The organism is Achromobacter sp. CF-sbj1-Ac2-l (assembly GCF_052698165.1).
In genome coordinates this window covers 1999026-2013411 of sequence record NZ_CP199855.1, presented here as the reverse complement: position 1 = coordinate 2013411, position 14386 = coordinate 1999026, and the positions used below count along the sequence as shown (strand labels likewise).

The window sequence follows — 14386 nt, the reverse complement described above, 5'->3', positions numbered from 1 at the left end:
GTACGCACGGCGTAGAGCGCCGGTGCGCGCCGCGCGACCGCCCGCGGCCTGAAGGGCCATGCCAATGCCCGCCGGGGAATGGTCGCGCACTCATCGGGGCGCCCTCGCGCTTCCTGCCAATCCTTCCGCAGGCACCACGTCGACCCAGGAAGACAGCCAATCCAGGGAAAGCGCCGGCCGCTGCCAGGGGCCATCCGCGATCATCAACTGATCGCTGATCTCGTGGGCCAGCGACCGGGAGCGCTCCGCAGCCTGCGCCCAGGAAATCGCCGCCGCGCCGATACGGCGACGCAAATCGTCGTCGCCGTCCGCGTTGCCGGCGCCTGCTGCGACACGGATGCGCCGCTCGATACGCAGCGCGCGCCAAGGTCCCACGCCCGCCACGTCGGCGTGTGCCGTAACCGACACCGAGCGGGCCTCGGCACCCACCCACTCAGCCAGCAAAGGCGCCAATCGCGGATCCCCTGCATCGACCGACGGCCCGGCCAGAACGAACGATCCAGATTGCGCGGGAACAATCCCGCCCACGGCGGCGACCATCGCGGTCGAGCGGCTTGCGACGCCAACCTGCTGCGCGGTGAACAGCAACTGCCCCAGCCACGCCACCGCCATGAAGGAGAGGATCAACACGGGCAGCAAAACCAACGCCTCGACCAGCGCCTGGCCGCTTTGCCATACTGGAAGAGGTTTCATGGCGCCTCCCGGGCCCGCAGGGCCTCTTCAGCCGTCACCGAAGCCAGCCGGGCCTGCCAATACGGGAGAAACAGCGTCGGCGGTTCCTCGGGATCGCCGGGATGCGGCTCGGGTCGCGCGAAGTAGGTCTCGGCAGCACTGGTGACCCTCAACCACGCACCCGGACCGGCGCTCGCGCCGCGAGGCCTGCGCACAGGCGCTGCGAAGTCCACATGCCCGAGCCCACCGCGCGCCGCGCTGACCGCCACGGCAAATCGCAGGGGCTCAGCGCCTCGCGCGCTCGCCACCTCGTAATAACCAGGCAAACCCGATCCGGGCCAAGGCCGCAGTTGCGCGATGGCACGGGAATTGGCCAGAGGATTACCTGTGCCGCCACGGACGTCCCAGGTGGTGGCCCCCCTCACCCAGTGCCAGAAGTCCTGGGATGTGAAATTGTCAGGCGGATTCTCGACATACTCCAGCCCATCCGGGCCCGTGGATCCGGGCGCCGACACCACGCCCCAGCCCATCGCATATTCGCGGTAGTAACACCCCGCCCAACGGTTGAAGCGCTGGGAATGGAACGACTGCGTATCCACCGCGCCCCAGCGCCCGTCCGCACCGAGCCAGGTGGCGCCACGGCGACGCAGTTGATGCCGCGCCAGCGGACACTGCGCATTCACGGTCGCGGAACTGACGCGCGTCGCATCACGGCCCGCGAGAAAGCCGTAACGCCCAACGGCCTGCTCGACGGCCGAACGCAGGGCGCTACCGGGCAACGCCGCGCGACGCTGGAGAAATTGCGGCCAGCCATCGCTCAACAGGCGGATCGTCGGCATGTCGGCCGCGGCCCGCGCCGATCCTATCGGCGGCGCCGCGCCTGCCGCCGAATAGTTTTCGCGCAGCACAGCCCGCATGAGGCGATCGCGCGCAGCAGGCAACTCCGCCACCGCCGAAGCGGCCCCCGCCTCGAGCACCTGATGCACGACACGGTCATGCTCGGCATAGGCGCGCATCAACGCCGCCTGCGCGCCGGGTGCGGCGCGTGCCGCGCCATAAGCCAGTCCGATATCACGACCGAACAGCGTGGACAGCAGGCGCGCGGGCGGATTGTTACGCCCGCGTTGGTCGGCAAGCGTATGCGCGAACGACAGCGACGCCCCCAGCGTGACCAGATGCGCCATCGCGATCTGATGGGCGATCTGCGTGCGATTCGCATAAGCCAGGAAATTCATCTGACGGGCCTGCTCCAGCGCGCCGCTGTAGGCCGCGGCATCCGCGGCGTGGATCAAGTGCGCCCGCGCCTCGACGGTGCGCCCCAGCGTATACAGCATGACCAGCGCCGCCGAGACCGTGGCCACGAGCATCACGCCCAGCATCAACGCCTGGCCTCGTTGAACGGTGCGCGGCGCCGCGCGCGTCGCCAGGCCCGTCATTGATCCGCCGCCGCATTGCCCGTGAAGGACTTGAGCGAACGCGCCTTGGTCTGGCCCGCCGCCTTTTGCACCGCCAGTCTCGCGGCGTTCGACTGCGCGCTGCCGTCCTCGCCCGCCAGCTCCCGCGCCATGGCCGCCGTCTGCGACCGCACCACCTGGCCAAGCGACTGGTAGACGGCGATCGCCGCAACCGCCACCAGGGCCACGACCACGATGTACTCCGTCATGCCTTGTCCGGCTTGACGCTTCAGGTATCCCCACACTGTCGATCTCCGCTCGCGATGAATTGAGGGATCCAGTGTCGGTGGATGGGGAAAGCGCAACAATTCGCGAATGCCGAGCTGGATGAATTCGTCCCAAGTCCTTGACGATCCGCCAGGCAACGGTCATTGCCGTGTCTCTCTCTCGCGAATGGCGCGGAGAAAATGTTGTAACCCTCTAATTTATATCGGGTTTTCCCTATTGCCGCCCCTCTGGAGCGGCAGTAGATTGGACTTGCCGGGCTGTCTGACACCCATCGCGTGCGAAGCCGGGCAGGAGCGCCCCAGACTCATCTCGAGCTGGGGCGCTCTTCCATTGGCGGGCTGCGGCGCATCGCGGAGATTGCTTCCCCGCCATTACAAAATCTATACACAGTCGCCCAATCCCCTCACAGTGCGCTGGCTAGCATGGCGTCTTTCCGTATCCAGACTGATCGATGCCTGCTTTCGCCCCGCCGCCCAGGGCCGAGCGCCCCGTGCGGGGCGCCTCCCGCAATCCCGCCATCGATGCCCTGCGGGGCATCTCGATCCTGAGCGTCGTGCTGCTGCACGTGCAGATCCACATCCCGCAGGAACAAAGCCTGCTGGGCAAGGTGCTACCCGCCGCCCTCTTCAATATCGTCTATCGCAGCGGCTATTACGGCGTCATCATCTTCTTCGTGATCTCGGGCTATCTCATCACCGGCGCGGCCATCGAGCGCTGGGGCTGCCTCGAAGCCGTCCGCTGGGGCGAGTTCCTGCGCCGCCGTTTCGCCCGCATCTATCCCTGCCTGCTGTTGCTGCTGGCATTGCTGGCCATACTGCATGCGAGCGAGATGCCGGGATTCGTCATCGAGAACACCAGCCTGGCGCGCGCCATCATCAGCGCGCTGACGTTGCACCTGAATTGGCTGGAGGCGCAGGTAGGCTACCTGCCGGCGGCCTGGAACGTGCTGTGGTCGCAGTCCATCGAGGAAGTCTTCTACCTGGCCTTTCCCGCGATCTGCCTGCTGTCGCTGGCGGCGGGCCAGCGCGCGCTGGTCATGGTCTTACTGCTGTTCGTCGCGCTCGGGCCGTTCGCCCGCGTCGCCTTCACCAGCAACGCGATCTGGGCCGACCACGCCTACCTGGCCGGCATGGACGGCATTGCCATCGGTTGCCTGGCCGCACTGTATGCCGCGCGGCCCGCCGCCCGCGGCCGACTAGCCCGCAAGCTGTTACTGGTCGGCGCCACGCTGTTCGTGCTGGTTTTCTTCCTGCGCAAGGCCACCGGCATGCTGGGGCTCACCGCGCTGGGCCTGAATGTGACCGCGTTGGAAATCGGCGTGGCCTGCCTGCTGATCGGCTGGACCCGCAACCCTCGCCCGACGCGTCCCAACCCGCTTCTCGCCGCATTGCGATGGGCCGGCCAGAACAGCTACGAGATCTATCTGACGCACATGTTCCCGGTCCTGCTGCTGGCGGCGGCGTCCTGCCGCAACTCGGGAGGCGTCGTGTCGACCTGGTGGCGCGCCGGCGCGCTGACCGCCGCCAGCGTGCTGGCGATCCTGCTCTCGGCGATGCTGGGTGGGCTGGTGGCGCGCTATTACTCGACGCCTCTGCGCCGTTGGATCGCGGGAGCCAGAACGCCATGAGCGGAATGACGCGCTAGCCCGCCGCGCGCCGGCCCGAGCCATTCAGGCTCTCGGCGTCCAGGCGCCGGAACACCAGAGCCGACAATAGCGTGATGGCGCCGACACACAGGAACGCCAGCGTGAACGCGCGGGCCAGCATGGCATCATCCGCGCCCGAGAACACGCCGACCAGCCCCCCGCCAATGGTCACCCCCAAGCCGATGGCCAGCATCTGCACCATCGAGAACAGACTATTGCCACTGCCCGCGTCGCGTGCGTTCAGGCCCTTGAGGGTGACGCTGTTCATGGCCGCGAACTGCATGGCGACTCGCTGTACCAAATGACGCTCGCCCACAACCTGCCCAAGGCCGGCCGCGGCGTCACCATCTACGGTGTGCACGGCTACGCCTACATGAATGGTTTCCCGATTGCGACATCCGGCCCTTGCCAGCGGACCTCACCGGTCTGACGGGCTACGACCTCGTCATGCAGATGGATCCGGACAGCCCGTTCGACGACCTCACCCGCATAGGCTACAAACGACCTGATCGAAGGCGTCGCCGCCGAGGTCCACGAGTCAGGCAGATTCATCGGCACAGATCGCGCAGGCGCCCTGCCAGGGCAGGCAGCATCATCCGTCAGGCCCTCAAGGCTGCAGCTACCTTCCCTGAGCGGCAAATACCGGTGATATGCCACCGCTGGAATATCTCGCTTAGGCGGTCGCCTTCATGCTCCTGACCACGCCGGCGTGCGCCATCGCGGCCTCGTAGGCGCTCAGGGTCTCCGCCATTTTCTGTGACAGCATCAGGTGCCGGTCGGCAAAGGTCCGCGCCTGTTCGGCGATCCGGGCTGCTTCGCCGGGATGCGACCAGATCCACGCCAGGTGATCCGCAAAACCCGCAACGTCTCCCGCGGGCGCCAACCAGCCGGTGCTGCCGGGGTGCACGATCTCGGGCAACCCGCCGACCGCGCTCGCCACCACGGGGCAGCGGGAGGCATAGGCTTCCGGCACCACGCGCGACCAGGCCTCGTTGATCGATGGAACCAGCAACGCGTCGGCTGCATGGATGACGTTGCGAATATCTTCACGATGCCCTGCGAACGTCACATGATCGCCGATACCCAGTTCCGTGGCTAGGTCGAGCAGTTGACGGCCATACGCCGCCGTGGCGCGGGTCGGCGCGCCCACCACCAATGCGCGCGCAGGCAGACCACGCTGGCGCAGCAGATGCACCACGCGCAGCAAGTCTTCCTGCCGCTTGTCAGGGCGCAGCATGCCGATGGTCGCCACTACGAACGCGGCGGGATCGATAGCCAGCTCCTGGCGCACAGTATGGCGCAACGCCAGTTTGTCTGCCGTCACGAAAAAACCCTGGTCGGCCCACTCGCCAACGACACTGATGCGATCCCGTTCGGCAAAGCCCGCCTTGACGATGTCTCGCGCCCCTCCCTCGCTTGTCGTGATGACGCGATGGCAACCCAGGCGCCATTCCAGCCGGCGTCGCCAGGACGTGCGCAGCGGCCGCGAGAAATGCCGGGTCCGCACCAGCGAACACAGATCGCGGCACAGCGCGCTGGCCTTGGCGTCGGACGTACCATGCGCATCGATTACCTGGATGCGCAGATCCTTCACGATCTGCCGCAGCCTGAACATGCCTGACCAGGAATACGGTGAGGTGAAATCCATGCCAATGGCCGCCAAGCCCCAACTACGTGCAAGCTTTAAGGTCTCGCTTTGAGGCGGGGCGGCAATCGCCACGGCGTGACCCTGCTCGCGAAGCCAGCGCACCTGATCCAGGACACGGAATTCCAGTCCACCCAGGTTCGGGCTGGAGAGAGTGTGCAAGATTTGCATGAAAATCTAGAACTGCGGAAAACACGAACGGTGCGTATTGGGCTCACTAGACGGGGCGCCCGAGGGGGCGCTAGCGAGAGGATGCTTGCGGGCAAGCGGCGCGTTGTTAGCGAGCGTTTCGCGAAGGCGAATGCCGTAGCGGCAGGGCAATGGACGTGAGCGCGGAAACATCTGTCGGCGAACTGGGCTAGATGGGTTCTAATGCTTGGCGGGCCTGGCTATCGCATCGCTGAAACCGACTGAAACGCCATTTTTGTGAGATTTAGCTACGAGTCAGGAATATAGGCGCGGGGTATGGCAAGAGTTGGAGAGAACTTTTAACCATTGTGAATATTTTTGCTTTTTATGTAACAAAATAAATCAATCCTGCTGTACCGCCAGCCCCGCTTCAACAGTACGCTCGCCTCACGCGCCAATATCGGCCGACAGACGCTGACGGCCGCAAGAACGCCCGCCAGCCGTCGGGCAGGCGAAATCGGGAAAGGGAAAGGGGCGCCACGAGCCTTCGGCACCAGGCGGGCGCGCTGAACGCGCTGGATCAGGTCATCCGACAGGACCGGAAACCCGGTTCAGAAGATGCAAGCCTTGCGCGAACACTCAATCAGGAAGTGCCCGACCATGACCGCCGGATAGAGCACGACGGGCGCGGTCACCAGCACCCACCAGCGTCGCTGACGCCGGAGGACGAGCACGACGCACGCCAGCCAGAGCAGCATGGCGGCCCAATAAGCCGGGAAATACCGTCCCAACCCCAGCGTCAGCCAGTCAACCCGCGTCAGCAGGAGGGCCACCGCGGCAAAAATCGTAACGAGGAGGATCGTCAGACGATTGCCGGGCTTGATGAACGAGCTAGCGGTCATGGATGTCGTTTGAAACGGAACGAACGATTCGGCGCAACCGCCTGAAAACCGACGATACACTACGGAGCCTTGAGATTTCCCGCGGCGGCGCCCGCACGCCTGCGAGCACGCTGACGCGGGACGCGCCACCCGGGACGTCAAAGCATCTTGTCTCGCGCCTGCTCTGCTCTCGACGCACCTATCGCCGTCTCCACGTTCCTGGCCTCCTCTGGAGGAGGCAGCACCGCCGGGAACCCGAGCGATTGAATCCAGAGCTCACGGGCCCACCCCTTCGTGTGATAGAGATGGTGGTCTTCATCTTTTTCCACCGCGTCATAGGCGCGCTGCAGCACTTTCGCCTGCGGCCCGGACAGCTTTTCCGCCACCAGGCCAATCAGCTCCCAGTTTTGGTGGTCCTTGGTCTCGGCGAGCACGACGCACTCCGCCGCCACCAGTTGAGCCGCCTCAGGATTTCCCTGCGACTTCGCCAATTCGATCGCAACAACAAGGCTCTCGCCATGGTGCTTGACCACAGCGCGGCTGGGCACCGCCGCGTTCGGGTCAAGGTTGAGCTCCTCGAATACGGTCAGCAACACGCGCTGGTGCGTCTTCGTTTCGTCTAAATACCCCTGCCACTCCTCGCGCAGGTCGTCGTTGACCGCACATTCGAGCGCCGCCTTGTAAACAAGCTCTCCGCCCAGTTCAGTTTCAAGCGCTTGGTACAGAAGGTCGTGGATTTGCTCGAGGTTGCCAGCTTTCTTCGCCATATTGCCCTCCCGGGGTGACGTCCATTGGGACCACCTGTGGAGCAAGTTCCGTTCCTGCCGAGCCCCTTCCGCTGACGGCTACCGCACTACATCAGTCGGCCGATCGGGCCAGGATTGCGAACGTGTTAATTATGGGAACCGTCCAGCGGCCACAGAGCCGGACGTGCAAACCCACCCTGGTCCCTGGACTGGCACTCCTGGAGAAGCCATATGGCCGCCGGCAGAATTCGGATGGGCATGCCGCTTGCCGATGATGCCACGAGCTATCAACGGAGACAGCCATGGACCAATCACCCAACCGCGACCCGCGCAAGCCGGTTCAACCCGCCCCCGAACCCAGCGACGAAGACCAAGTCGATATTGCATCCGATGTACAACGAGGATTGGAGAAAGCGAATAACAAATCCGAAAGCGATCGGCAAACCCCTCCCGATGGCCATAAGGCTACCGAGTTCGATGGATCGCCGAACCCGCGCGCAGATGAGGGCGCCCGGGTATTCAAACCCGCCGATGACACGCCCGCCGTGATGCCCAAACGCCAAGGGCCAAAGAACCCGGAGTAGGACATGCCTATTCCCGCCACTACTTTGTCAACTTCCGACCGCCGAATGCGACGTGCGGGCGGCCTCCTCGGCTTTGCAATGGGCGGCTTCTTCGACGGCATCCTGCTGCATCAGATATTGCAATGGCACCACCTTTTGTCGGCTGTCCGTACCGGAGTCTTCGGGGACCTACGGGTTCAGGTTGCGGCCGACGGGTTCTTTCATGCTCTGATGTACGTCATTGCCGCGGCCGGCTTGTGGACGCTCTATCATGCGCGCGCCAACACACCAGTGGCGTCGATGCGGCCGCTCTGGCCGACGTTCTGGATGGGCTTCGGAGGCTGGCATATTGTCGACGCGCTGTTCTCGCATTGGATCACCGGCATTCACCGAATTCGGATGGATTCGGATGTGCCCCTGTTCTGGGACCTGACCTGGTTGGCGGTGTTCGGATTGATACCGTTTATCCTGGGCTGGCGCAGCCGTTCTGCGGGGGGAAGCCCGCCGCAACGCGGACAACACGCGTCGATACGATTGCTGCTTGTTGCACTGGTCGGGGCTGCGGCGGCGAACCTGTTTCCGCCACGTGGCGATAACGACACAACTGTCGTGGCACTGATGCCGAACGCGTCAGCCGCCAGACTATTGCTGGCCCTGAACGGTACGCAGGCCCGTATTCTCTGGGCTGACACGGCCGGCGGCGTATGGGTGATGAAGGGCCTTTCAATGCGCCAGGGCCTCGCGCTGTACCGTTCCGGCGCGCTCTTCGTCAGCGGCACGGCCTCGCCGGCAGGTTGTGCCGCGTGGGTGCGGTCAACGCAGGAAGCGCCAACCCGACCGTCAACCGCTTTCACGGAACCGACATGACCTTGCGTCGATTTGCGGAAAAGGCCCGGGATTGCGGAAAAGACAACGGGTCTTGGATTGCTCCAAGACCCGCATGTTTCTTTGGTAGGCCCCCCGAGAGTCGAACTCGGCACCAACGGATTATGAGTCCGCTGCTCTAACCAGGCATGAGCTAGAGGCCCAGGAAACTTATTGCCCTTCCAGGAAGCTCTTCAGCTTGTCGGCCCGGCTCGGGTGACGCAGCTTGCGCAGCGCTTTGGCCTCTATTTGGCGGATGCGCTCACGCGTGACGTCGAACTGCTTGCCCACTTCTTCCAGGGTCTGGTCGGTGCTCATTTCGATACCGAAACGCATGCGCAGCACCTTGGCCTCCCGCGGGGTCAGAGAGTCTAGCACTTCCTTGACCACGTCGCGCATGGAACCATGCAGCGCGGCGTCCGAAGGCGCGAGGGTCGAGGTGTCCTCGATGAAATCGCCCAGGTGCGAATCGTCGTCGTCGCCGATCGGCGTTTCCATGGAGATCGGTTCCTTGGCGATCTTCAGGATCTTGCGGATCTTGTCCTCGGGCATGTCCATCTTCTGCGCCAGGGTCGCGGGATCCGGCTCGGCGCCGGTTTCCTGCAGGATCTGGCGGCTGATCCGGTTCATCTTGTTGATCGTTTCGATCATGTGGACCGGGATACGGATGGTGCGCGCCTGGTCGGCGATGGAGCGGGTGATGGCCTGACGGATCCACCACGTCGCGTAGGTCGAGAACTTGTAGCCGCGACGGTACTCGAACTTGTCCACGGCCTTCATCAGGCCGATGTTGCCTTCCTGGATCAGGTCCAGGAACTGCAGGCCGCGGTTCGTGTACTTCTTGGCGATCGAGATCACCAGGCGCAGGTTGGCCTCGGTCATTTCGCGCTTGGCCTTGCGGGCCTTGGCTTCGCCGGTGGCCATGCGCTTGTTGACGTCCTTCAGGTCCTTGAGCGGCAGCACCACGCGGGTCTGCAGGTCGATCAGCTTCTGCTGCAGTTCCTGCACGGCGGGGATCTGGCGCTCCAGCGTTTCGGCGTACGGATGGCCCGCGGCCACTTCGTCGACGACCCACTGCAGGTTGGTTTCATTGCCCGGGAACACCTTGATGAAATGCGTGCGCGGCATGCCGGCACGGTCCACACACGTGTGCAGGACGGCGCGCTCGAGCTGGCGCACTTCTTCCACCTGGTTGCGCAGCGTGTCGGCCAGCTTCTCGACCATCTTGGCGGTGAAGCGGATGCCCATCAGTTCGTTCTGGATCGACTCTTGCGCGCGCACGTAGACGTCCGACTTGTAGCCGTCCTTCTCGTACGACAGGCGCATCTTGTCGAACTGCTTGCCGACCTCGTCGAACTTGGCCAGCGCCTTCACGCGCAGGTCTTCCAACTGCTTGCTGGACATGCCGCCGGCGGGGCCGTCGTCGCTCTCGTCTTCGTCGGCGGTGACACCGGCGCCGGCGTACTCTTCGCCGTCTTCCGGATCGACCAGGCCGTCGACCACTTCGTCGATCTGCGCCTGGCCTTCACGCACGCGCAGGACGTGGGCGAGGATTTCGTTGATGGTGGTCGGGCAGGCCGAGATGGCCATGACCATGTGCTTCAGGCCGTCTTCGATGCGCTTGGCAATCTCGATTTCGCCTTCGCGCGTCAGCAGCTCCACCGAGCCCATTTCGCGCATGTACATACGCACGGGGTCGGTAGTGCGGCCAAAATCGGAGTCCACGGTGGTCAGCGCGGCTTCGGCTTCGTCTTCGACGTCATCGTCGTTGGACGCGACCGGCGCGTTTTCGCTCATCAGCAGCGTTTCGGCGTCGGGCGCCTGGTCGTAGACCGCGATGCCCATGTCGCTGAACGTGCTGATGATGCCGTCGATGGCTTCGGCGTCGACCAGGTCGTCAGGCAGATGGTCGTTGATTTCGCCGTAGGTCAGGTAGCCGCGATCCTTGCCCAGCTTGATCAACTGCTTGAGGCGGTTGCGGCGGGCTTCGTATTCTTCGGCCGAGACGGGGCCGCGGGCAATCAGATCCTTGGGGTCGGCCTTGCCGCGCTTGCCGCCACGCTTGGGCGGCTTCAGATCCGGCAGGACTTCGCCTTCGCCGTCCATGGTGTCGTCGAAACCGTCGGAATCGTTGTTGGCATTCTTGGCCGGGCGGCCGGGGCGGCGGCCGCTGGGGACCGGACGCGCGCTGCCGACCAGATCGGCGAGCTTGTCCTCGGCCTTCTTGGCACGCGCCTTGGTCACCTTCTCGGGCTTGTCTACCGCCGCCGTCTTGGCAGCCGCCTTCTTGGCGGCCGTCTTCGCGGCAGGCTTGGCGACCTTCACCGCCGTCTTGGCGGGCGCTTTTTCCGCCGCCATGCTGACGACACGCTTGGCCTTGGTGGCCTGGGTGTCGGTCGCATCAATTGCAGAGGAGGATTTGCCGGTGGATTTGGTCATAGTCGCTTCCGTGGTCGTCGCAACCCGTTCGGGCATGTGCACCGCATGAAACCGCTGCCGGGCAAAGGCCCATCGCGGCATCCATGCGGGTAAAACTGGTGAATCGGCGGAACCCCTGCGGCTGCGTTGTTCGCGGCACAAGCTCTTGCGAGCCCGCTTGGCGTCATTGCGGTCCGTGACCGGCTGAACGCCTGGCGTGCATGGTTTCATCCAGCCGCGGACTCCCGGCATCGAGGGGGGCTGTCTGCCTATAAATAGGCGTTGCTTGCCTGGCGGGCCTTGCCCTTGGCAGCTAGATAGACACAGCACCCAAACCTCAGACGCGACGCGAAGATAACCGCCGCCGAACTGCGTGATTCACCACTCAGCTATAGTAATTAACTATGTAACAAATTTGATGCGCACGTCCGCTTTTTTTCGCGCTAGCGCTTGGGGCTCATCCACCCCAGACCGACCCGTTCAACCGGTATCCGCCTTGCCCGCCAGCCCGGCATCGCTTCAGCCGACCTGCCCATCAAACCCTAAAACTATTAGATTCCAGCAACGGAAATAGATTCCGTCCGCCGTTCTTTTTCCTGCCGCTTGCGCAGTCGTTTTCGCACAACCGTGCCCCAACACTGGCGCGATAGCGAAGATTCATCGCAATACAGCCAACAACTACAGCCACACAACGGTTTGCGGCAATGCCGCGGCGGGAAAACCCTTGATTTTACCGCATTTAGCGTATGCCGGCACCTTTGAGCACCAGCATGCGGCTCGACAGCTCCAGGTAGCGCTTGCGCGCCTCCTCGGTCGCCAGGCCGGCCGCGGCCAGCTTGGCCATTTCCGCCTTCGCCGAATCGAATTCGATGCGCCGCAGCGCATCGTCCCATTCGGTTTGCGGATCCGGCAGATCTTCCTGGGACAAAATGTCGACCCGCAGCCCCTTGAGCACCGTGGCGAGATCCGAGTCCGGCTCGGCCGCTTCCAGCAAGGCGCCCACATGGCGGGCGCCGCTGGATTGGGCCAGCATGATCAGATCCCTTACCAATCCTAGATGGGGGCCGTGGTCGATGACTTCAAGCTGCTGGTCGCCCATGGAGTCGACCAGTTCCGGATGGGCCAGCAACAGACTCAACAGCCGCTTGGCCAGGGACGGCATGGTGCGGCGCCCTTCGAAGCCGCCGACGTCATCGCGCTTGCCCTTCCAGTTGCCCTTGCCGCCTTTCCAGTCGCCTTTGCCCTTCCAGTCGCTCTTGCCCTTCCAATCGCCCTTGCCTTTCCAGTCCTGCTTGCCACCGCCGCCACTCCAGCCGCCGCCCGATTCGCCGCCTGGCGACGAGAATTGGCCATAGTCCACGTACTCGCCATCGTCGGCGGGAATGTCGTGAAAATCGTGGCCAGCGAAGTCGTAGCCGCCTTCGTGCGGCACGCTACCCTCTTGCGGCGCCGGTGCGCCGGCGTTGCCCGCCTCGCCCGCGGCCGGCTTGGCCGGCGCGCCGAACGGCTTGGCGGGTTGCTGCGCCAGCACCTGCGCCATTTCCTCCGGCGTCAGTTGCACCAGCTTGGCCATCTCGCGTTCGATCTGCACGCGCAGCGCGCATTCCGGAATCGACGCCAGCAGGGGCTTGGCCTCATGCAGGCAACTGGCGCGCCCTTCGGCTTCGTCCATGTTATGGCGCGAGGCCAGCTCGTCCAGCAGGAAGCGCGACAACGCCACCGCCTCGCCCAGGCAGGCGCGGAACGCTTCGGCGCCCAGTTCGCGCACATACGAATCCGGGTCATGCTCGGTCGGCAGGAACAGGAAGCGGATGGCGATGTCGTCGCGCAGCACCGGCAGGCACGCCTGCAGCGCGCGCCACGCGGCCCGGCGGCCGGCGCCGTCGCCGTCGAAGCTGAAAATCACCTTGTCGCTGGTACGCAGCAACTTCTTGACGTGATCCGGCGTGGTCGCGGTGCCGAGCGTGGCGACGGCATTGGCGATGCCCTGCTGCGCCAGGCCGACCACGTCCATATAGCCTTCGACCACGATGACTTGACCTTCCTGGCGGATCGCCTGACGCGCTTCCCACAGCCCGTACAGTTCCTGCCCCTTGGAAAACAGCGGGGTTTCCGGCGAATTCAGGTACTTGGGCTCGCCCTTGCCGATGATGCGGCCGCCAAAGCCGATCAGGCTGCCGCGCGCATTGCGGATCGGGAACATGATCCGTTCGCGGAAGCGGTCGTAGCGGCGACCGTCCTCGGACTCGATGACCAGGCCCGACTCCACCAGGGTCGGATCTTCGTAATTCGGAAAAACCTGCGACAGCCCGTGCCGGTCCGTGCCGGACCAGCCCAGCCCGAAATGCGCGGCGATCTCGCCGGTCAGGCCGCGCTGCTTCAGATAGCGGATCGCGGCGGGCGACGCGCGCAACTGCTTCAGGTAATGGGCTTGAGCGGCATCCAGCACCTGCGTATGGCGGGACTCCTCGGCCTTGCGGCGCGCGGTTTCCTGCTGCTGGCGGGGACTGCGATTTTCTTCGGGGACCGTCATTCCCGCCGAAGCCGCGAGCGTGCGCACGGCCTCGGGGAAACTGGCGCCCGTGTGTTCCATCAGGAAGGTGATGGCACTGCCGTGGGCTCCGCAACCAAAACAGTGATAGAACTGCTTGGTGGGGCTGACAGTGAACGACGGACTTTTTTCGTTATGAAAGGGGCACAGGCCAAGCAAGTTGGCCCCACCCTTTCGCAACTGCACGTATCGCCCGACAACATCGACAACGTCGACCCGGGCGAGTAGTTCCTGGATGAATGATTCTGGAATCAATAGATTCGGGAATCAGAAATCAATACAGGCGCGGGGGCAGTTGCTGGCTACGGATGCGCTTGTAGTGGCGCTTCACAGCGGCGGCGTGCTTGCGCTTGCGCTCGGCCGTGGGCTTCTCATAGAACTCGCGCGAACGCAGTTCGGTGAGCAAACCGGTCTTTTCGATGGTGCGCTTGAAGCGGCGCAGAGCGGCTTCAAACGGTTCGTTTTCCTTCAGTCGAACGATAGGCATAAAGTGATTGGCCTGCTTGTAGGGTAACAAAAGTTGATGACAAACCTGGCTTGCTTACCAGCAACGCCACGTGGTTCCGGACGGCGAACCGCCTGTACGCTCA

13 protein-coding genes, 1 tRNA gene and 1 pseudogene are annotated in these 14386 nt (G+C 64.2%); 4 read left to right on the top strand and 11 right to left on the bottom strand.

Going from position 1 to position 14386, the window contains the following annotated elements:
- Nucleotides 1–90: 90 nt before the first annotated feature.
- Genes ACUDCK_RS09230 through ACUDCK_RS09220 form a run of 3 tightly spaced genes read right to left on the bottom strand, consistent with a single transcriptional unit; the run spans nt 91 to nt 2335 of the window.
- Nucleotides 91–693 (bottom strand): TadE/TadG family type IV pilus assembly protein, encoded by a 603-nt coding sequence (locus tag ACUDCK_RS09230; protein WP_175167655.1) that lies wholly within the window; start codon nt 691–693, stop codon nt 91–93.
- Nucleotides 690–2108 (bottom strand): hypothetical protein, encoded by a 1419-nt coding sequence (locus ACUDCK_RS09225; protein WP_175167654.1) that lies wholly within the window; start codon nt 2106–2108, stop codon nt 690–692. The genes ACUDCK_RS09230 and ACUDCK_RS09225 overlap by 4 nt, the downstream gene beginning before the upstream one ends.
- Nucleotides 2105–2335 (bottom strand): hypothetical protein, encoded by a 231-nt coding sequence (locus ACUDCK_RS09220; protein ID WP_006393994.1) that lies wholly within the window; start codon nt 2333–2335, stop codon nt 2105–2107. Before ACUDCK_RS09220 ends, ACUDCK_RS09225 begins: the two co-directional genes overlap by 4 nt.
- A 509-nt stretch (nt 2336–2844) precedes the next feature.
- On the opposite strand from ACUDCK_RS09220, the gene ACUDCK_RS09215 reads away from it, so the two are divergent.
- Nucleotides 2845–3981: an acyltransferase family protein gene (locus ACUDCK_RS09215; RefSeq protein ID WP_445659303.1), complete on the top strand. Its 1137-nt coding sequence runs from the start codon at nt 2845–2847 to the stop codon at nt 3979–3981.
- Between the two features lie 13 nt (nt 3982–3994).
- Here ACUDCK_RS09215 and ACUDCK_RS09210 read toward each other — a convergent pair.
- A pseudogene (locus tag ACUDCK_RS09210) lies at nt 3995–4285 on the bottom strand (MFS transporter); the annotation flags it as partial.
- A 15-nt stretch (nt 4286–4300) separates the two neighbouring features.
- Here ACUDCK_RS09210 and ACUDCK_RS09205 point away from each other — a divergent pair.
- On the top strand, nt 4301–4429 hold the full coding sequence (locus ACUDCK_RS09205) for a hypothetical protein (protein ID WP_269873711.1): 129 nt from the start codon (nt 4301–4303) through the stop codon (nt 4427–4429).
- A gap of 243 nt (nt 4430–4672) precedes the next feature.
- Here ACUDCK_RS09205 and ACUDCK_RS09200 read toward each other — a convergent pair whose 3' ends face one another.
- From ACUDCK_RS09200 to ACUDCK_RS09190, 3 genes are all read right to left on the bottom strand, one after another.
- Nucleotides 4673–5815, bottom strand: a complete 1143-nt coding sequence (locus ACUDCK_RS09200) for a glycosyltransferase family 4 protein (protein WP_144655236.1) — start codon at nt 5813–5815, stop codon at nt 4673–4675.
- A 569-nt stretch (nt 5816–6384) separates the two neighbouring features.
- Complete coding sequence (locus tag ACUDCK_RS09195; RefSeq protein ID WP_175167652.1) at nt 6385–6675, bottom strand: hypothetical protein; 291 nt, start codon at nt 6673–6675, stop codon at nt 6385–6387.
- A gap of 137 nt (nt 6676–6812) precedes the next feature.
- Nucleotides 6813–7421: a hypothetical protein gene (locus ACUDCK_RS09190; protein WP_054503909.1), complete on the bottom strand. Its 609-nt coding sequence runs from the start codon at nt 7419–7421 to the stop codon at nt 6813–6815.
- 281 nt (nt 7422–7702) lie between these two features.
- On the opposite strand from ACUDCK_RS09190, the gene ACUDCK_RS09185 reads away from it, so the two are divergent.
- Both ACUDCK_RS09185 and ACUDCK_RS09180 read left to right on the top strand, forming a co-directional pair.
- Nucleotides 7703–7984, top strand: a complete 282-nt coding sequence (locus ACUDCK_RS09185) for a hypothetical protein (RefSeq protein ID WP_116793083.1) — start codon at nt 7703–7705, stop codon at nt 7982–7984.
- A gap of 3 nt (nt 7985–7987) precedes the next feature.
- Nucleotides 7988–8830 carry a DUF2243 domain-containing protein gene (locus ACUDCK_RS09180; RefSeq protein ID WP_175167651.1) on the top strand — a complete coding sequence of 281 codons (843 nt, stop codon included), beginning with the start codon at nt 7988–7990 and terminating at the stop codon, nt 8828–8830.
- A gap of 82 nt (nt 8831–8912) precedes the next feature.
- Here the strand turns inward: ACUDCK_RS09180 and ACUDCK_RS09175 are convergent.
- The 4 genes from ACUDCK_RS09175 to rpsU all read right to left on the bottom strand — a co-directional run bounded on the left by ACUDCK_RS09175 (nt 8913) and on the right by rpsU (nt 14283).
- A tRNA-Ile gene (locus ACUDCK_RS09175) sits at nt 8913–8991 on the bottom strand.
- Between the two features lie 7 nt (nt 8992–8998).
- The gene (gene rpoD / locus ACUDCK_RS09170) at nt 8999–11266 is read right to left on the bottom strand and encodes an RNA polymerase sigma factor RpoD (RefSeq protein ID WP_175167650.1); all 2268 of its coding nucleotides are present in this window, start codon (nt 11264–11266) and stop codon (nt 8999–9001) included.
- A 718-nt stretch (nt 11267–11984) separates the two neighbouring features.
- Nucleotides 11985–14051, bottom strand: a complete 2067-nt coding sequence (gene dnaG / locus ACUDCK_RS09165) for a DNA primase (RefSeq protein WP_064523213.1) — start codon at nt 14049–14051, stop codon at nt 11985–11987.
- A gap of 19 nt (nt 14052–14070) precedes the next feature.
- The gene (gene rpsU / locus ACUDCK_RS09160; RefSeq protein WP_006218592.1) at nt 14071–14283 is read right to left on the bottom strand and encodes a 30S ribosomal protein S21; all 213 of its coding nucleotides are present in this window, start codon (nt 14281–14283) and stop codon (nt 14071–14073) included.
- Between the last annotated feature and the right edge of the window lie 103 nt (nt 14284–14386).